The 16,695-nt window shown below is 68.6% G+C and carries 14 protein-coding genes, 13 tRNA genes and 1 pseudogene; 24 read left to right on the top strand and 4 right to left on the bottom strand.

What is annotated here, in order from left to right; translation table 11 throughout:
- Positions 1–11: 11 nt before the first annotated feature.
- Complete coding sequence (locus NR798_RS11730; protein WP_375771540.1) at positions 12–1,007, bottom strand: MvdC/MvdD family ATP grasp protein; 996 nt, start codon at positions 1,005–1,007, stop codon at positions 12–14.
- Between the two features lie 14 nt (positions 1,008–1,021).
- Entirely contained in the window at positions 1,022–1,213 is a 192-nt protein-coding gene (locus tag NR798_RS11725) for a microviridin/marinostatin family tricyclic proteinase inhibitor (RefSeq protein WP_375771539.1), read from the bottom strand.
- Positions 1,214–1,443: 230 nt separating this feature from the next.
- Here NR798_RS11725 and NR798_RS11720 point away from each other — a divergent pair, with 230 nt between their 5' ends.
- The 23 genes and pseudogenes from NR798_RS11720 to NR798_RS11610 all read left to right on the top strand — a co-directional run bounded on the left by NR798_RS11720 (position 1,444) and on the right by NR798_RS11610 (position 11,100).
- Positions 1,444–1,632, top strand: a complete 189-nt coding sequence (locus tag NR798_RS11720) for a hypothetical protein (protein WP_375771538.1) — start codon at positions 1,444–1,446, stop codon at positions 1,630–1,632.
- Between the two features lie 88 nt (positions 1,633–1,720).
- A tRNA-Tyr gene (locus NR798_RS11715) sits at positions 1,721–1,802 on the top strand.
- 84 nt (positions 1,803–1,886) lie between these two features.
- Positions 1,887–1,957: transfer RNA gene (locus NR798_RS11710), tRNA-Lys, on the top strand.
- Positions 1,958–1,962: 5 nt separating this feature from the next.
- Positions 1,963–2,036 (top strand) — tRNA-Gly (locus NR798_RS11705).
- Between the two features lie 6 nt (positions 2,037–2,042).
- Positions 2,043–2,114: transfer RNA gene (locus NR798_RS11700), tRNA-Gln, on the top strand.
- Between the two features lie 31 nt (positions 2,115–2,145).
- Positions 2,146–2,217 (top strand) — tRNA-Asn (locus NR798_RS11695).
- Positions 2,218–2,223: 6 nt separating this feature from the next.
- A tRNA-Pro gene (locus tag NR798_RS11690) sits at positions 2,224–2,299 on the top strand.
- A 44-nt stretch (positions 2,300–2,343) separates the two neighbouring features.
- Positions 2,344–2,417: transfer RNA gene (locus NR798_RS11685), tRNA-Pro, on the top strand.
- Positions 2,418–2,422: 5 nt separating this feature from the next.
- Positions 2,423–2,497, top strand: a tRNA-Arg gene (locus tag NR798_RS11680).
- 13 nt (positions 2,498–2,510) lie between these two features.
- Positions 2,511–2,585 (top strand) — tRNA-Arg (locus NR798_RS11675).
- Positions 2,586–2,595: 10 nt separating this feature from the next.
- Positions 2,596–2,667 (top strand) — tRNA-Met (locus NR798_RS11670).
- A gap of 9 nt (positions 2,668–2,676) precedes the next feature.
- A tRNA-Phe gene (locus tag NR798_RS11665) sits at positions 2,677–2,749 on the top strand.
- A gap of 16 nt (positions 2,750–2,765) precedes the next feature.
- Positions 2,766–2,840, top strand: a tRNA-Thr gene (locus tag NR798_RS11660).
- A gap of 119 nt (positions 2,841–2,959) precedes the next feature.
- Positions 2,960–3,034 (top strand) — tRNA-Leu (locus tag NR798_RS11655).
- Between the two features lie 27 nt (positions 3,035–3,061).
- Positions 3,062–3,604, top strand: a complete 543-nt coding sequence (locus NR798_RS11650) for an HNH endonuclease (protein ID WP_043394176.1) — start codon at positions 3,062–3,064, stop codon at positions 3,602–3,604.
- Positions 3,605–4,004: 400 nt separating this feature from the next.
- Positions 4,005–4,550 (top strand): cytochrome C, encoded by a 546-nt coding sequence (locus tag NR798_RS11645; protein ID WP_375771537.1) that lies wholly within the window; start codon positions 4,005–4,007, stop codon positions 4,548–4,550.
- Positions 4,551–4,699: 149 nt separating this feature from the next.
- Positions 4,700–4,900, top strand: a complete 201-nt coding sequence (locus NR798_RS11640) for a hypothetical protein (protein ID WP_375771536.1) — start codon at positions 4,700–4,702, stop codon at positions 4,898–4,900.
- A 94-nt stretch (positions 4,901–4,994) separates the two neighbouring features.
- A complete protein-coding gene (locus NR798_RS11635; RefSeq protein WP_375771535.1) occupies positions 4,995–7,820 on the top strand; it encodes an AAA family ATPase in 2,826 nt (941 codons plus the stop codon).
- A 51-nt stretch (positions 7,821–7,871) separates the two neighbouring features.
- On the top strand, positions 7,872–8,789 hold the full coding sequence (locus tag NR798_RS11630; protein WP_375771534.1) for a hypothetical protein: 918 nt from the start codon (positions 7,872–7,874) through the stop codon (positions 8,787–8,789).
- Positions 8,790–8,837: 48 nt separating this feature from the next.
- A pseudogene (locus NR798_RS11625) lies at positions 8,838–9,257 on the top strand (hypothetical protein); the annotation flags it as partial.
- 116 nt (positions 9,258–9,373) lie between these two features.
- Entirely contained in the window at positions 9,374–9,511 is a 138-nt protein-coding gene (locus tag NR798_RS11620; RefSeq protein WP_375771533.1) for a hypothetical protein, read from the top strand.
- Positions 9,512–9,714: 203 nt separating this feature from the next.
- Complete coding sequence (locus tag NR798_RS11615; RefSeq protein WP_375773749.1) at positions 9,715–10,065, top strand: GDSL-type esterase/lipase family protein; 351 nt, start codon at positions 9,715–9,717, stop codon at positions 10,063–10,065.
- A gap of 108 nt (positions 10,066–10,173) precedes the next feature.
- On the top strand, positions 10,174–11,100 hold the full coding sequence (locus NR798_RS11610; protein ID WP_375771532.1) for an efflux RND transporter periplasmic adaptor subunit: 927 nt from the start codon (positions 10,174–10,176) through the stop codon (positions 11,098–11,100).
- Here the strand turns inward: NR798_RS11610 and NR798_RS11605 are convergent.
- Together NR798_RS11605 and NR798_RS11600 are read right to left on the bottom strand one after the other, a co-directional pair.
- The gene (locus NR798_RS11605) at positions 11,042–14,314 is read right to left on the bottom strand and encodes a lantibiotic dehydratase (RefSeq protein ID WP_375771531.1); all 3,273 of its coding nucleotides are present in this window, start codon (positions 14,312–14,314) and stop codon (positions 11,042–11,044) included. The two genes, NR798_RS11610 and NR798_RS11605, sit on opposite strands and share 59 nt — an antisense overlap.
- A gap of 12 nt (positions 14,315–14,326) precedes the next feature.
- Positions 14,327–15,568, bottom strand: a complete 1,242-nt coding sequence (locus NR798_RS11600; RefSeq protein ID WP_375771530.1) for a lanthionine synthetase C family protein — start codon at positions 15,566–15,568, stop codon at positions 14,327–14,329.
- 187 nt (positions 15,569–15,755) lie between these two features.
- On the opposite strand from NR798_RS11600, the gene NR798_RS11595 reads away from it, so the two are divergent.
- Entirely contained in the window at positions 15,756–16,688 is a 933-nt protein-coding gene (locus NR798_RS11595) for an efflux RND transporter periplasmic adaptor subunit (RefSeq protein WP_375771529.1), read from the top strand.
- The last annotated feature ends 7 nt before the right edge of the window (positions 16,689–16,695 follow it).

Here is a 16,695-nt window from a genome sequence, read left to right as displayed (position 1 = left end):
TGCGTATGCCGTCAGGGGGAGCCGCTCTCGGACGCGAGCGTGTCGGCCAGGGCCGCGGCGATGGGCAGGCCGAGGTCCTTCTCCAGCATGCCCCACTCGCCCCCGGGGTTGACCTCGAGGAAGACGTGCCGTCCCTCGGGTGTGACGATGAAATCCGCGGCGCCGTAGACCAGCCCCAGCGCGGCGACCAGACGAACCAGGCGCTCCGCTACCTCTTCGGGCAGCTCGCCCTTCTCCCAGTGGACCTCGTCCGGCCGCGAGCGCCGCCAGTCCACCTGCCCCTCGGCCGAGCGCGTGGCGTTGATCGCCCCCACGAAGCAGCGCCCGCCCACCACCGCCACCCGCAGCTCGTGCGACTTGTCGATGCGCTCCTGGAACATCATCGGACTGTGGCGCAGCCCCTCCAGCTCATCGAGGTGCTCGGGGCCTATCGCGCTCGTGTAGACGAAGGGCTGCCCGCCCGCCATGGACTGCGTCAGGGGCGTCTGCATCTTGGCCACCATGCGGCCCCGCACCCGCGCGAAGAAGGACCGGACGCGCTCGGCGTCGTTGGTCACCAGCGTGGGCGGTACCTCCAGCCCCTGCGCCACGGCCAGGCGCAACTGGCGCAGCTTGTTGCCCGCCTGCTCCGCGCCGAGCGGGTTGATGAAGCGGCAGCCCGCGGCCTGGAGCCCGTCGAGGAACCCCTCCAGCGCCGCCTTCGACTCGCGAACACAGCTCTCGCGCCAGTCCTCCTCCAGCGACTCGTCGAGCCGGGGGGACACGAGCCGGCGAACCCAGACCGACCGCACGTCCTCGCCGCGCAGCTCGCCCGCCGCCGTCCGCAGCACCACCTCGCTCCCCGCGGGTCCCACGGTGGACGTCAGCTCCAGCTCCGCCGGGAAGCCGTCCGTGTTCACCCGCAAAGAACGAACCCCCCGCCGCGACAACTCCTCCGCCACCCGGTCGACCGTGAAGAAGTCGGCGCTATGGGTGAGAAGCAGGACGATGTCGCGGACGAGGGGCATGGAAACGGGACTTCCTACAGGTCGCGCTCGTCGGTGTCGGAGGGGTACTTCAGGGTGCCCTCCGTCGTGGGCGTCAAGGAGGCGTTTTGGTCGTCGGAGTCCGAGGGGTACTTCAGGGTCCCGTCCGCACCACCAGCCACCTGCTCCAGCTCCTGGTCCTCGAGCAGACGCGCGAAGAACGGCTTCTTGGTCGTGTCCTTCTTCATTTGCTGCCTCCTTATTGGGGGTTGGCCGGGCCTGACAGCGAGGGGGGGGCCCGAGCAGCCCAGCGTACTATGAAATTCCAGCTTACCAAGTTCAAGGCAAACCCGCCGGGGTCACTCCGACGGGGCGGGGGCGGGACACGGGGCCAGGAGGGGCGAGGAAAATCACCGGAAAATACCCCGTCAGGAAACCCGGGGCCCAGCGTCTCTTCTTGCTGAAAGGAGCGGTGACGATGCGGACCACGACGATGAAGCCGGGAATGATGAATCCGAAGCAGCACAGCAACCCCGCCGGTTTTCGCAACGTGCGCGTCAGCCGCTTGCCGGCACCCTCCTCGCAGCCGCGGTATAGCCAGTCCCCCAGCGTGAAGCGCGGTTTCCGCGGGTCCTTCGACTGGCTGCCATACCCGAGCCTCTTCTGATGCTCCGCCTCCAGACGTGAGGCGGTGCGACGGAGGCCGGGCTCCCGAAAGGGTTCCCGGCCTCTCGCATTTCCAGCCTCACCCATCTGGGGACGTAGAGCGTTACGGAGACGCGCCGGCCTGTAGAGCCGGAGCTCTTGGCCCGCTGGGTTCAACTCCCAGCGTCCCCACTCGCAGCTCGAAGTACGCGGCAGCTCTCTGACAACTGAATCGCAGTGGTGAAGCGCCGCCTGCCCTCACGAGAGGCGGCACACGCCTCCGTAGCTCATCGGTAGAGCACCCGCCTCTTAAGCGGGTGGCGAGGGTTCGAATCCCTCCGGAGGTACTCACGCGGGTGTCGTCCAGTGGCAGGACGCCGGTCTCCCATACCGGAAACACGGGTTCGAATCCCGTCACCCGCTCCACTTCATTCCGGGATCGTCCAATCGGCAGGGCGGCGGGCTCTGACCCCGCAGATGCAGGTTCGAACCCTGCTCCCGGATCTCTTCAATGCAGCATTTCAATGCAACACATTCCACAGTAGCTCAAGGGAAGAGCGGGCGCCTGTTAAGCGTCAGGTTGGGGGTTCGAATCCCTCCTGTGGAGCTTCCTCGGGATGTAGCTCAGCCTGGACGAGAGCGCGTGCTTGGGGTGCACGAGGCCGTCGGTTCGAATCCGGCCATCCCGACTCTGTCTGTCGCAGTCGCAGTGAAGCCGTCGTCGTTGTCTGTCCTGGGTGTGGCTCAATTTGGTAGAGCGCGCGGTTCGGGTCCGCGAGGTTGCAGGTTCAAATCCTGTCACCCAGATGTCTGGCTCCGTAGCTCAGTTGGATCAGAGCGCCCGGCTACGAACCGGGAGGCCGCAGGTTCAAGTCCTGCCGGAGCCGCTCCTTTCTTTCCGCCCCCGTAGCTCAGTTGGAGCAGAGCGCTCGGTTCCGAACCGAGAGGCCGCAGGTTCGAGTCCTGCCGGGGGCACCCGTCTCGATGCGGAGTGGGACCGGACGTCCCACCGGGTCTCATAAGCCTGGGCCGCAGGGTTCGACTCCCTGCTCCGCAACTGTTTCATGCCGTCCTGGCGTAGGTGGTCCGCGCGCCCGTCTGAAGCACGGGAGGACCGGGTTCGATTCCTGGGGTCGGCACTCGCAGCACCGTTTTGCCCCTGTAGCTCAGCTTGGTAGCAGCACCGGTTTCGTAAACCGGGGGTCGTCGGTTCGAGCCCGACCGGGGGCACTCCTCACCTTTTCACCTTTCTTCCGCACGCCGAGCCAGCTGGAGACGGCACTGGTCCCACACACCAGGTCTGCTGGGTTCGATCCCCAGGGCGTGTACTGCAACAGGCTCCCCAACGCGTCCGCGTGGCCCAATCGGGAGAGGCGGCTGGCTCAAACCCAGCTCACGTGCGAGTTCGACTCTCGCCGCGGACATATCCCCCAAGAAGGAAAACCCGAGTCATGGAGACGCTGGTCCTCAACCAGTCGTATGAGCCCGTGGCACGGATCTCCTGGCAGCGCGCGATGATGCTGCTGTGGCAGGGGAAGGTCGAGGTGGTCGAGGAGTACGATGACCGCCTCGTCCGCTCCGTCACCCTCGAGATCCGGATGCCCTCTGTCATCCGCTTCCTGCGCGGCGAGCGGCGCAAGGGGCGCGGCATCAAGTTCAGCCGCGACAACGTTTACATGCGCGATGGCTGCAAGTGCCAGTACTGCGGCCGGAAGGTGTCGCGCCCCGAGGCCACGTACGACCACGTGGTGCCCCGGGCCCAGGGTGGCCGCACGACCTGGGAGAACATCGTGATCGCGTGTGTCCCCTGCAACCAGAAGAAGGGGGGCCGCACGCCGGTGCAGGCGGGGCTCAAGCTGCTCTCCACGCCGGAGAAGCCGCGCAAGCTCCCCGGCTCGGTGCAGCTGACGTTCGCCTACGAGAAGGGCATGCCCATCTCCTGGCGCAAGTTCCTCCGTGACGTCGCGTACTGGCACACGGAGCTCGAGGAGTGAGCGGCGGGCATAGGGCAGTCTCCAGAGGGGGCTGCCCGGCCCCGCTCCGTCACAGGAGCGGGTGCACGAATGGGGAGGCCAGAGGCGTCCCCGGCCCGTACGCCCCGCGCGCCGGCAGGCGGGTGCAGCTGCCGGCACACTTTTTCTGGAAGGCCGACACTCGAGTCCCTTGCCTTCCGTATTCCGTCGCTCCTGGAAGTGTGAACTGGCGATGGCGCCAGGCCCCGTTGCTAGCGGGTGCGGACCGGCTCCCGGTCTGAGGTTCGAGTCCTCCGCCTTCCGTTCCCCTCTGCCCGCTTCCCGACGGTGACGTGTGACCGCCGGACGAATGAGGTCCTCGCTCCGGGCCTCTAGTGTCCCGCTCCCCGGCAGTACCCCGCCGGGAGGGGGATGGACACGCATGCGTGACTCGAAGCTCGGACGCTGGGTGGTGCTCGGACTCGCTCTCGCCTCGCCCTTGTTGGGCTGCGGCAACGACGACGACGATGACGGCAATGACACGGAGCGGGCGCGCATCGAGAAGGGGCTGACCCTCTCCCCGGTGCCCCTCAACTTGAACGGCAAGGACCGGGACCTGGTGGGCCTGGGCAGCTACATCGTCAACGCGCAGGCCGCCTGCAACGACTGCCACACCCAAACGCCCTTCGCCCCGGGCGGCGACCCGTTCAAGGGAGAGCCGGAGCAGATCAACTCGGCCCACTTCCTGGCGGGCGGGATGTCCTTCGGCCCTGACATCGTCTCGCCCAACATCACCCCGGATGCCTCGGGCAAGCCGGCGGGCGCGGACTTCGAGGAGTTCGAGCGCTACATGCGCACCGGCCGGGAGGAGGACGGCGGCATCCTCCAGGTGATGCCCTGGCCCATCTACCGGAACATGAGCGACCGCGAGCTGCGCGCCATCTACGAGTACCTGCGCGCCATCCCCCACGCCGAGCCCGGACCCTGAGGGAGGGGAAGCGTCGGGTAACGGGCCTGTAAACCGGGAAGAGTTGGGAACCCATCATTCCGGCCCGCCGCTGACGCGCGGCGTAGTGAATCCACACGGGCGGTGGGCGCATGGATTCGCGCTCACGAATCCCCACGAGGAGGACGCACATGGAGTGGCTCGAGTTCGATCGTTGGTCTCCGGAGGTGGAGCAGCTCCTCGCGCATCAGGCCGCGCGCCTGAGCGCCACGCTCCAGCACCCCGTTTCCCCCCGTCGCGAGAGCGACAGCACCCGGGCCCGGCGGCTCGAGGCGCTGCTGCGCCAGACCCCCGCCTCCAACCCCTGGGGGCACCCCGTCGCGGAGTGCTGATTCCAGCATCGGCGGCCATGGACGGAAAGCCGGGGTCCACCACTGCGGTTCAGCACGTTAGAGTGCCGCCGCGCCCCTTGAGGCGATCCCGACCATGGCCACCAGGAAGAGCGAGGACAACGAGAGGCTCATCGACCGAGACCTGACCGCGCTGGCGCGGGAGGGGAAGCTCTCGGCCGCGCACGGAGTGGACGGCGCGGTGATGGAGGTGCTGGGCCTCCTGTCGCGAGGAGGCAAGCACCCGCTGCTCTCCGGGGAACCGGGCGTGGGCAAGTCCGCCCTGGTGCAGGAGGTGGCGCGCCGCATCATCGAGGGCCGCGTGGACGCGGAGCTCGCCAACGCGCGGATGGTGGAGGTGTCCGTCGCCAACATCCTGGCGCGCAGCACCCAGCGTCAGGCGGCGGAGACGTTCGAGGAGCTGCTCGCCTGGCTGAGCCGGCACCCCTGCCCCATCGTCTACATCCGCGACCTGCCCGCGGTCATCGGCGGGCCGCTGGCCCCCGTGGCCTTCCGTGCCCTGCGCACCGGGGGCATCCGCTTCATCTTCGAGACCGAGCCCAAGCGCGTGCAGGAGTTGCTGCGCGCCGACGAGGCCTTCTCCGAGCGGCTCCACCTGGTGCCCCTCAACGAGCCGCCCGCCGAGCGGGCCCGGTGGATACTGGGCCGCGTGGCCGAGGAGCTGGAGCGCGAGCTGCACCTGCCCATCGACCCCGCGGCGTGCGACCTGACGCTGCGGCTGGCCTCCAAGTTCCTGCTGGCCCAGCGGCTGCCGCGCAAGGCGATCGAGCTGCTCAAGGAGACGGCCGCGGAGGCCGCCGGAGGCGCCAAGGACCGCGTGGGTCCCGAGGACGTCCTCACCCGCTTCTGCGCCACCACGCGGCTGCCACGCTTCGTCGTGGACGACGCCATGGCGCTGGACCTGGAGGAGACGGAGCGCTTCTTCGGTGAGCGGCTGCTGGGGCAGACGGACGCGGTGCAGGCCGTGCTGCGCTCGGTGGCGCTGCTCAAGGCGGGGTTGAATGATCCGCGCCGGCCGCTGGGCGTGTTCCTCTTCGCCGGCCCCACGGGCGTGGGCAAGACGCAGCTCGCCAAGCTGCTGGCCGAGTACCTCTTCGGCTCGCAGGACAGGCTCGTCCGGCTCAACATGGCGGACTTCCCCAACGACGGCGACGAGAGCGTGCCCTTTGGCGCCTCGTGGGCGCCCGCCGTGGAGACGAAGCGCGGCGAGCTGACGGCGCTGCTGGAGGGCAAGGTGTTCACCGTGCTGCTGCTCGACGAGTTCGAGAAGGCCGCGCGCAGTGTGCACGACCGCTTCCTGCAGCTCTTCGACGAGGGCACCTTCGTGAACGGGGCGGGGGAAACCATCTCCTGCAACAACACCGTCATCGTGGCCACGTCCAACGTGGGCGCCGAGGTGTACCGCGAGCCGGCCATCGGCTTCATGGGCTCGCGCCGTGCCGAGGAGCTCATCACCGAGGTGGACCGGCGCATCGCCGAGGCCTTCCGCCCCGAGTTCCTCAACCGCTTCGACGCCATCTGCCACTTCCAGCCGCTGACGAAGGTGGAGATCCGCAAGATTGCCCAGCGCGAGGTGGGCCGGGTGCTGGAGCGCGAGGGCATCCGCGCGCGCGGGCTGGACGTGGAGGTGACGCCGGCGGTGGTGGACCTGCTGGTGGAGCGGGGCTACTCGCCGCAGTTCGGCGCGCGCTACCTGCAGCGCGAAATCGAGAAGACGCTCACCGCGGCGCTGGCGGTGGAGATCGCCCGCCGTCCACTGCCTCCGGGAGCGCCCGTGCGCGTGGAGACGCGGCCGGGTGGCAAGGTGGTGGCGGTGGCCGAGCTCTCGCCGCGCCCGCGTGAGGAGACGGCCCAGCTCGCCCTGCCCACGGAGAAGTCGGTGTCGGCGGTGAAGCGGCGGCTGGACAAGAAGTCGCTGCTCAACGAGATGGACCGGCTGGTGGGACGGGCGAGGGCGCTGTCGGTGTCGGCGGACCGGCCGAGGCTGGAGGAGCGGCGCGCGGAGCTGCTGGCGGCGACGCAGGCCCCCAACCTGTGGGACGACCCGCAGCGCGCGGCCTCGACGCTGAGGGCCTTCCGTACGGTGGAGGCGCAGCTCAACGAGCTGGACCGGATGGAGGAGCGGACCACGTTCGCGCGGCGGCTGGTGCGCGAGGCGAAGGGCGAGGGGCAGCTGGCGTCGGCGGCGAAGCAGGTGGAGGAGGTCGCGCGCGAGGTGCAGATGGCCGAGGTGCTGGGCGCCGCGGGGACGACGGACCACGGTGACGAGGCGCTGGTGGACATCTGCGCGAGCGAGACGGGCGAGGGCCAGGACGCCTGGGTGCAGGAGCTGGCGACCATGTACCTGGGCTGGGCGGAGCGGCGCGGCTACGAGGGCATGGCGGTGGCGGAGGCGGAGGAGCCCTTCCGGGTGGTGGTGCGCATTGCCGGGCCCGGGGCCTACGGCTACCTGGCGGGCGAGGCGGGACTGCACCGGCGCATCGACGAGGAGAAGCGGCAGCGCGCCTACGTACGGGTGCACCGGGGCGGCCCGGTGGAGGAAGAGGAGAGCCTGGACGTGGACGGCCGCGAGGTGAAGCGGCACGAGGGCACGTACGTGGCGCGGGTGAAGACGGAAGTGACGGTGAAGGACGAGACCACGGGCCGGATGATGACGCTGGCGGGCGCGGGCGAGCTGGGCGAGCTCAAGGACATCGCCTCGCGGGTGGTGAAGGGCCAGGGCGGCAGCAACACCGCGGACGAGGCCCGGCGCTACCACCTGGGCCGTGGCGCCCGGGTCGAGGACCCGCGCACCGGCGCCGGCACTCCGCGCGTGAAGGACGTGCTGCGCGGCGAGCTGGACGTCTTCATCGCCGCGTGGATCTCCCGCCCACCACAATCCAGCAACGCAATAGGCAGCTAAACCCACTCTCCAACGCAAGCATCAAAAACAACAACCATCATCACAAAACCAATGGACTACCCTCTCCACCAAAATCAACTCGCAATTCCCATCTACTTAAACCAGCGCATAGTCTTCGATCTACTCGCAATCATCGAGCAAGGCTTCTCACAGCTGCACACAATTAAAACCACCGAAGTCGGATCCGAATCAAACAAGAATGACACAAACGCCGAAATAGGCGCCGCCAATGTATTTGCCTTCCTCAAACTCGGATTCAATCGCTCGCGACAAAAAGAGGAAAAGCAATCTTCACAGCGGGAAATATCAGAAGAAAAAGTCTTCACACCAACAGCTCTATTCGCACGACTCCGCGACTCGCTAACCGCACGAGGCCTGATAAAGTTCGTTGATCTTAAAAATCCGAACACCAAGGTCGAGCTTGGCGAATTTGTAGAATTCACGGCACTTCTTCGGAAGAACCCGTTCGCCGACTGGATGGATGCCACGATCCAGTTTCTTGATATGATGCGATTCGCAGAGTCCTTTCAGTTCATGGACACAGCGCAAAACAAAACCAAGCCCAAGAACAAAACCAGCGAACTCACCAAGCTGGATGAATCCATAAGAAAGCTTTTCAGCACAATAATCCAGGCAAAGACATTGGATCTAATTGCCAGCACAAAAGACGCTGAATTACGTGCGGTCATCCCCGTCGAATTTGAGTATTTCGAACGTCAAAGCCCAGCAGCGATAATTGATGGCCAATTCCGCGTTCTCGGCAAAGTCGTACATATAGTCGAAAAGAACGGTACAGAAACAATCAACTTACTACGAGGCACCACACTATCCAGGCTGCCGACATCGGTCCTAGAACAGATGGGCAATGCCTTTGTGGAAGCACGAGACTCGGGACTCAAGATTCCTGAACTCATCACATCCATCGAAGGCCCTGCGTTCCAAATCGTCCCCATCGCTATTTTTGCATAGCTCTCGCAAGCGGTACCTGCCCTGATTTACGAATGAGTCTTATTCCCCATACTCACGAACAGTCAGCGCACTTGGGCTCTGGAAAGGTATAGCGGCAATATTGATTGTGCTCAGTGGCTGCCGAACCGTTCCCGCCCAGGCGTCTCCCCAGGCCCCCGAGCTGCGCTTCGGTGGCCGCGTGGACCATGGAGACCCGAGCGCCCCCGCTTGTCCTGGGGTGGCACTTCCCTGACCGCGCGTTTCACCGGCACGTCCCTCGGTCTGCGTCTGCTCGATCTACCCAAGGTCGAGGAGCTCGCGCCAAACCGCTTCCGCTTCAGCGTGGACGGTGCACCCTTCCGTGACCTCTACGTCGGTGAGGGCCGCCTGCTCTACCGCATCGCCAAGGGGCTCCCCGAGGGCGAGCACCTGCTGCGCCTGGAGAAGGAGACCGAGCCCGTCTTCGGAGAGACCCAGTTCCTCGCGACCCGGGCGCCCGGCTGCTGCCCGCACCTCCGGCCCCCACACGCCGCCTCAAGTTCGTCGGCGATTCAGGACTCACCGGCTTCGGCATCGAGGGCAAGAACGAGCAGTGCAGCTTCAACGTGGAGACCCAGCGCAGTTCCCTCACCTGGCCCGCCCTCACCGCACAGTCCGTCGGCGCCGAAGCCTTCTTCGTCGCATTCTCCGGCAAGGGCGTGGCCGTCAATTACTCCAACGACCCCACCCCCACCCTGCCCTAAGCCATCGGAAGAAAGTCCGTGCAGGGCTCTGTCCTCAGCGCATGAGCAGGAGGGATCCTCCGGGCACGGTTTCGCCAAAATTGTCCAACAGTTGGACAAGTTCGTGAAGAGCGCGCCCAGGAGGTGGGCATCACCCGAAGGCGGGACTTGCGTGGACGGCGCGGCCCCCCTGAAAGGACTTTGTTCCGATGGCTTAGCTCTACCTGCGCACCCTCCCCCATCGCGAGGACAGCCGCTGGGACTTCTCCTCCTGGGTGCCAGATGCCGTGGTCATCCAGCTCGGCGCCAATGACTTCTGGAACGAGCACCCAGGCGAGGAGCTCTTCCGCAACACCTACCGTGCCCTCGTGGACGACATCCGCGCCCACTACCCCGGCGCCCACATCGTCTGCGTCCTGGCCCCCGGCCTCGTCGACGGCAAGTCCAAGGAGTTCAAGGCGCACAGACACGCCCGCGCCCTCGTCTCCGACGTGCTGCGCGGCGAGCTGGACGTCTTCATCGCCGCGTGGATCTCCCGCCCGCCCCTCGGGTCCGCTACCTCCGTCACGAGCTGAGCAGCCCCGGCCGTCGTCCGTCCAGGGCTCGACGTGGGCCGCGCTCGCGAGGGGAGCGCGGGTTGACGCCCCACGATGGGGAGGCAGAACCTCCCCGGCATGCGCGCCATGGCTGCATTGCTGGGTCTATCGGTACTGGCCGGGTGCTCCAACCCGGTGGAGCAGCGGAGCGGAGCGGCTCCCTCGGTGACACCGGCCCCCAGCGCCGGACCTTCTCCCGCGGGTGCCCCCCAGAGCGAGCGCTTCCTGGGAGTGGTGCTCGCCAACGAGGCGGTGGAGCTGAGCACCCCCTTCGAGGGCCTGCTGGCACGCGTCGGCGTCCAGCCTGGGGATCGGCTCAAGGCGGGAACGGTGCTGGCGAGCATGTCGCTGGAGCCCTTGCGCAACGAGGAGCAGATCGCCCAGGCCCAGCTCGAACAGGCCGAGGCCGCGCAGCACCGGGCCGAGCTGGAGGCGAGCGAGGCCACGGAACGGCTCCAGCGCTATGTGAAGCCCCCCTCGGGCGCCCTCTCGACCGATGAGCTATCCGAGGCGCGCTACCGGGAGAAGACCGCGCTCACCGAGCTGGCCTCCGCCCGAGCGAGCATCCGCGAGCGGCGGGCGGCGCTCGCGCAGATCCGCCAGCGGCTCGCCGAGGCGGAGCTCCGCGCGCCCTTCGACTGTGTGGTGGCGATGCGCTACCTGGATGCCGGTGCCCGCGTCCAGGCCGGAAGGCCCGTCCTCCGGATCATCCAGGCAGGCGGATTCCGCGTGCGCTTCGCGCTTCCGGAAGAGCGCAGCGGCAGGGCCACCGTCGGCCTCCCGGTCCGCATCTTCCTCCCCACCCTGGGCAAGGAGCTCCCGGGCAGGCTCGAGAGCATCTCCCCCGAGGTGGACTCGCCTTCTCGCATGGTGTTCGCCATGGCCACCCTGCTCTCCCCCGACGACACGGTCCGGGCGGGCATGGTGGCACGCGTGTCGCTGGGAGGAGCCGGGCTCAGCCCTCCCGCTCCGTCTTCCGCTGGCGGGCAGCCTGGGAAGAATAGTGGCGAGTGAGTAGCTCGTAGAGGACCAGTTCCTGAGCGCGCGCCGCCGAGCGCGCCATGCGGTTGGCGTGCATGTGCAGGAAGCTCCCGGCCAGCCCGGCGATGGAGACACTCAGCTTCCCCGCCGCCTCCAGCGCCTTCAACCCGGCGGCGATGGGCGCCAGTCTGTCGGAGCGCCGCTGGAGCACCGCCAGCCCCTCGGCCAGCACACGCGAGCCCGCCCTCCTGGCACCCAGCAGCTCCTCCAGGCTCCGGCGCTCCTGGCGGAAGCGCTCGTTCATCTGCCGCTCGAGGGCACGATCGACCTGGAACTCCCGGCCGAAACTCTCGCGCAACGCGGTGACCACCTGGAGCCTCGCCTCAAACCCGAGCCCCAGGTCCAGCAGCAACTGGTCCATCCCGCACAGCAGCAGGCGCCAGCGCGCATCCGCGCCCTCGTCTCCCGGAAGCAGCTCGAGCAGCTCCAGCACCGCCTCGCTGTCCACCTGGAACAACCGCTCGGCGAGGAGGACGGCCTCCGCTCCCCCGTAACGCTCCACCTCGCGCTCGTAGGTGTCGAGCTGCACCTTCCACAGGAGCTGCTCCTGATGGAGCGAAGCGAGCATTCCGGACAGCCCGCCGGCCAGCTCCCTCAGCCGCTCGGGGGAACCGTGGAAGCGCAACCGCAGGTGCCAGTCCGGATCGCCATAGCGGAGGAAGAACCATCCGTCCGCCGCTCCCGAGCTCAGCGCGGCCTTCACCAGCGGGGCCACCGCTCCGCAGAGGAGGCGATCCGCCGTGGCGGACCCGGTGTAGAGCTTGAGGTACAGCCACTCCGACCCGGGCAGGAAGCTGCGGACCGGGGTGGAGGGCCGGGGCTCCTCCACGGGGACGCGCGAGCCCACCGCGAGCCGCTCCGGCTCCGCGGGATGGGTGCGGATGAAGGGCACCACCAGTTCCTGCACGAAGCGGCCCTCGGGGCCCTCCGCACACAGCCCGTCCGGCCCCGGGAACATCTCCACCAGGCTCGCGCCGGGCCGATCCTTGATGAGATGGATCAACGTCTCGACGCCGAGCACGTTGTCCAGATCGATGGGGAGCAGGTTGTCCCCGTCCTCCAGCGCGACGAAGCGCGGCATGCGCCGCTCGGCCCGGAGCGCCTGGAGCGCGGCGAAACCTCGTGCCCCGCCCGCCTCGCCGAGCGCCTCCAGCGTCTCGCGCCCGAGGTTCCACATGGCCGGACTGAGCACCAGCCGCCCGTGGGTGACCCTCGGCAGGAAGCCGAGGTGGGCCAGCGGTCCCCAGCTCCACATCAGGCCTCCGCAGCGTTGCTGGTACTGCAGCGAGCAGAGGAACCGGTAGAGACCGAGGTTCTGGAACTGGAAGTTGTGCGCGTTGGTCATCCGGGGAATGACCTCGCGCCCCAACCGTGCCGAGCGCAGCACGATCCGGGAGCCCTGGACGGAGACCCTCAGGTCGGACGCCTCGAGCTGCCGCTCGGGCGGAGCACCGGACCGCCCCAGGAAGGGAATCTCATACTCGCGCAGGACCGGGCGGGCGAGGATGTTGCCGACCCGGCCCTGGGGCAGGTGGACGATCTCCGCGAACACCGCGTCACGCCGGAGCGACTCCTCGGCACGCAGCAGCCCCTCCACCTCGCGGTGGAGCAGGGAATCTCCATGACAGAAGCGGCCCAGGAGGTTGGCACCGGAAGCGGCGGCCGCGGGGAGCTTGAGATGGAAGCGGCCCTGCGCAATCGCCGCCTCGGACTCCGCCGCCACGGCCGCCATCACCGCGAAGGAGTCGGGAAAAGGCTGGCGCTCCTTGTTCTCCAGGCGCTCGATGAGCGCCTCGTCCAGCTCGAGCACCTGGCTCCCCGTGCGCACGGTCTCCTCCAGCTTGCGCAGGAGGAGGATCTCGCGCTCACCGAAGCTGGCACCCGCGCCTCCGTCGGCCGCTCCGCCCAGCGCCATCCCGGCCAGGAGCGGCGCTGCCTCGGCACTGGAGGCGTTGGAGGGGTCGAAGCCGATGCCTGCCTCCGCGTCCAGCGCCTCCAGCAGGGGGACCTCGCGCGCCTCGTACCGCTGGGTGAAGGCCTCGCGGAAGCGCTCCAGGGCATCCCGCTGCGGCTTGGGGGTGAGCCGGTGCAGCAGCCGCACGCCGCGCTCCAGCTCCCGGACCACCTCCCGCCCCAGCACGGCCTCGGGGGCGGGCTTGATCATGTCCACCTGGAACAGCCGGGGCAGCTCGACGGGAGCGGGCAGCCCCGAGAGCATCCTTGCCACCTCCAGGTAGTGCTCGCTCGACGCGCCGAGCCCCCCCGAATCCAACTGCTCGAGCGCGGCTTGCACCGGGAGCAACGCGTCGACGAAGGGCGCTCCGCCGGGGAGCCGCTGGAGCTGGGAGATCAACTCGGGGAGCGCCTCCGGCCCCGTGACCGGAGGGGAAAGCTCGGGCACCAGGAGCTGGCTGTCGATGAGCTCCGTGACGTACTCCGCCGCTTCCTCGAGGCCGATCTCTGGATCCGCCTCGACCAACGCGCGCGCCAGCGCCTCGGGCGAGGCTCCCTGCCGGGCCCGGGCCAGCGTGGCCTCCAGGTACTCGGATGGCTCGACCGCCACCAGGTGGTACGAGCGGACCTTGTCGCGCAGCCGTCCCTCGGCGTAGCGCAGCCGGCCGCTCGCGCGGTACAGGCTCGTGTTGGGCCAGTAGGAGATGTGCTGGCGCAGCTCGGGCGTGCGGGCGAGGGCCTCCGCGAGGAGGCAGGCGTAGTCCATGTCCAGACGGGTGTGGCGCTGGTAGCTGGAGCGGGGACCGAGCCGCAACCGCGTCCGCTCGCCGAGTCTCCCCACGGAGCAACCCGCGAACAGGCCGAAGGGCGTGGGCCGCCCCACCATGCGCAGCACGTAGCGCACGAGGCTGCGCTCGATCTTCTGTCCGCGCTCGCTCTCCGGCTCCCGCTGCCAGAGACCCAGACACTCGTGGAGGCTCGGCGAGGCCACGAAGAGGGCCTCATGCACCTCCGGTTGCCGGAGCAATCCTCCCAGACGCGCCCGCAGGGCCGCGCGATCCTCGCGCAGCGCCGGCTCCAGCTCCAGCGAGCCCGGCGGACACCGCGGAGCCCGCAACCCCTCGCTCCACCTGCTCAGCTCCTCGAAGGGCAGCAAGGGGGTGCGGAGCGCGAAGAACCCCGCTGGGGAGAACGGAAACTCCCGGGACTTCTCCTCGGAAAGGCTGTGGGCCATGGGCGGGCGGAGTCAGGCGGGAAGGGAGGCCATGAACATGCCGTCCCAGGAAGGAGGGAAGGGGTGACACGCCGCCAGCAGGGCCAGCGCGATCCCCGCGGCACCGGTGAGCAGGGTTCCATCCGGCACCCAGCCGGCCTCCTCCAGGCCGGGCACCGGGGACCAGGAGAAGTACCCGGCCACGCCCTCTCCAGGACGCCGCAGCTCCAGCGCCCGCGAGAACCACGACGTGGCCACCTCCTTGAACAGCGGCTCCCGGGTGGCCTGGTAGAGCCGGTTGTAGATGTGACCGAGGCCCGCGGCACCGTGGCAGACCCCGGCGTCCTTCACCCCGCAGTCCTCCGCGGGGCGCCGGGCGGCCTCGCGCGCGAGCTCCAATGCCGCACGTTCGAGCTCGCGGTCCGGCAGGGCCCGGGCGGCGACGAGCAGACAGAGGACGACGCCGGGGTCGCCATAGCACCAGGCGGCGCGGGAGAAGCGAGGGGGGACACCGGGCGCGACGCACGGGAGGAAGCGCACTCCCGGGCTGTCGGGCGAGGCATTCGCCAAGAGCCAGCGCGCCCCACCCGCGGCGAGCTCGCGTGCCTTCGGTTCCGCCACGCCCGCCCGGGCACACAGGGCCAGCAGGGCCACCACCGCGGGGACTCCGTGCGCCGCGCCGAGGTTGAAGTACCCCTCGGGGTACACCGCCCGCTGATGCTCCGGCAGCAGCTGGGGCGGGGTCCACCAGGAGAGCCCCGGGCCGGCGCGGAGGGAGCGCTCCTCCAGGCGGGCCACGATCTCCTCGAGACACCGGACGGCCTCCGGACGCGGCAGCCGCTCGAGCGCGTAGACGCCCAGGCCCACCAGCCCGGCGATCAAGTCATAGTCGGCGGTCCACGGCCGCCGGGAGACCAGGGCCAGCAGCGCCTCGTCGATCTCCTCCAGCCCGTCGATGGAGGGCACGCCCAAGGCGCCGAGCCGTTCGATGGACCAGGCGATGCCCGAGAAGCCCGCGTAGAACCAGGGCGGAAGCGGTTGCTCCTCGATGGCCGAGGCGGCCTCCAGGAGGAGCCGCTCCGCCCGGGCCCGGTGGCCATTCCGGGGTTGCCCCCGCTCCAGCTCGGCGAACAGGAAGGCCAGCCCCGCGAGGCCTCCCGCGAGCGCGGCTCCCTCCACCCCCTGGCCCTCCCGTAGCACCTCCGCGATCTCATCCACGGTCCGCAATGCCTGCTCACGCAGGGGACCCTCAAGGAGCGCTGTCCATTCCGCCATGGAGACCTCCTCCGCATCCCGTACCACGCCCCCCTCACGCGAGCGATGCGGCGCCAGGGCAGACATTGCCAGCCTTTTCAACACCGTCGCGTCCACGACACGGAGCTGCTCTCGGGGGTGAAGGCACCGAAAACCTGCACCGGCTACACATGGTTTCCCTTCCAGCTTCGAAGTGGAGACATCTCTGATGGAAGATCCCGAGCAGATATTCCGAAGAGAGGCACTCGACTACTACGCCGGAGCCCAGGAGCACGGAGACGTGCTGCGGCTCTCCCCGTCCTGGACACGCTGGGCTTTCTGGCTGCTGTTGGTGGTGGTCGGGTTCTACGGCGCGTTCGGGGTGTTTGGATGGATCTCCGAATACGCGAGCGGTCCGGCGGTGGTCCGGGCGGAGTCCCGGGTGGAGGTGACGGCGCTCGCGTCCGGGCGGGTCACCTCGGTGGAGGTCCAGCCCGGGCAGCGGGTGAAGGAGGGGCAGATCCTGGTGCGCTTCTTCGCCGGAATGGAGCAGGCCAGCCTGGAGCGCTTCAACCAGGAGTTCGAGCTGCATCTGCTGCGGCGGATGAGGGACCTCTCCGACGAGGGCGCGAGCCAGGCCCTGAGCTCGCTGCGCGCCGAGAAGGAGCTGGCGGAATTCCAGCTCGATCAGCGGGTGGTGCGGGCGCCCCAGGCGGGAGTGGTGAGTGACGTGCGCATCCGGCGGGGCCAGCACCTCACCGAGGGCGAGGTGGTGGTCTCCCTGGTCCAGGAGGACTCGCCGCTGGAGATCATCGCGATGCTTCCCGGCGGCTCCCGCCCGCTCCTCTCCAAGGGGAGTACGATGCGCCTGGAGCTGCAGGGCTTCTCCTACCAGTACCAGGAGCTGGTCATCGACGAGGTCGGGGATGAGCTGGTGGGACCTGGCGAGGTCCGCCGCTACCTGGGCCCCGAGCTGGCCGAGAGCCTGACGGTCAACGGGGCGGTGGTGCTGGTGCGGGCCCACGCGCCCTCGCGGTTCTTCGAGGCGGATGGCAAGCGGCTCGCGTACGTCGACGGAATGCTGGGCACCGCCCATGCGCGGGTGAAGACGGAGCGCATCGTGACGACCATCGTCCCCGGTTTGAAAGCCCTGTTCCCCTGAACCACCC

The sequence above is a fragment of the Archangium gephyra genome (genome assembly GCF_042230915.1).
Classification (GTDB): domain Bacteria; phylum Myxococcota; class Myxococcia; order Myxococcales; family Myxococcaceae; genus Archangium; species Archangium gephyra_B.
Note: the sequence above shows the minus strand (reverse complement) of the source record. Positions and strands in the feature narration are given on the sequence as shown.

What these genes read in the sequence shown, in the direction of transcription:
- NR798_RS11730 (WP_375771540.1), bottom strand. Translation starts at nt 1,007, where the DNA reads ATGCCCCTCGTCCGCGACATCGTCCTGCTTCTCACCCATAGCGCCGAC.
- NR798_RS11725 (WP_375771539.1), bottom strand. Translation starts at nt 1,213, where the DNA reads ATGAAGAAGGACACGACCAAGAAGCCGTTCTTCGCGCGTCTGCTCGAG.
- NR798_RS11720 (WP_375771538.1), top strand. Translation starts at nt 1,444, where the DNA reads ATGCGGACCACGACGATGAAGCCGGGAATGATGAATCCGAAGCAGCAC.
- NR798_RS11650 (WP_043394176.1), top strand. Translation starts at nt 3,062, where the DNA reads ATGGAGACGCTGGTCCTCAACCAGTCGTATGAGCCCGTGGCACGGATC.
- NR798_RS11645 (WP_375771537.1), top strand. Translation starts at nt 4,005, where the DNA reads ATGCGTGACTCGAAGCTCGGACGCTGGGTGGTGCTCGGACTCGCTCTC.
- NR798_RS11640 (WP_375771536.1), top strand. Translation starts at nt 4,700, where the DNA reads ATGGAGTGGCTCGAGTTCGATCGTTGGTCTCCGGAGGTGGAGCAGCTC.
- NR798_RS11635 (WP_375771535.1), top strand. Translation starts at nt 4,995, where the DNA reads ATGGCCACCAGGAAGAGCGAGGACAACGAGAGGCTCATCGACCGAGAC.
- NR798_RS11630 (WP_375771534.1), top strand. Translation starts at nt 7,872, where the DNA reads ATGGACTACCCTCTCCACCAAAATCAACTCGCAATTCCCATCTACTTA.
- NR798_RS11610 (WP_375771532.1), top strand. Translation starts at nt 10,174, where the DNA reads ATGGCTGCATTGCTGGGTCTATCGGTACTGGCCGGGTGCTCCAACCCG.
- NR798_RS11605 (WP_375771531.1), bottom strand. Translation starts at nt 14,314, where the DNA reads ATGGCCCACAGCCTTTCCGAGGAGAAGTCCCGGGAGTTTCCGTTCTCC.
- NR798_RS11600 (WP_375771530.1), bottom strand. Translation starts at nt 15,568, where the DNA reads ATGGCGGAATGGACAGCGCTCCTTGAGGGTCCCCTGCGTGAGCAGGCA.
- NR798_RS11595 (WP_375771529.1), top strand. Translation starts at nt 15,756, where the DNA reads ATGGAAGATCCCGAGCAGATATTCCGAAGAGAGGCACTCGACTACTAC.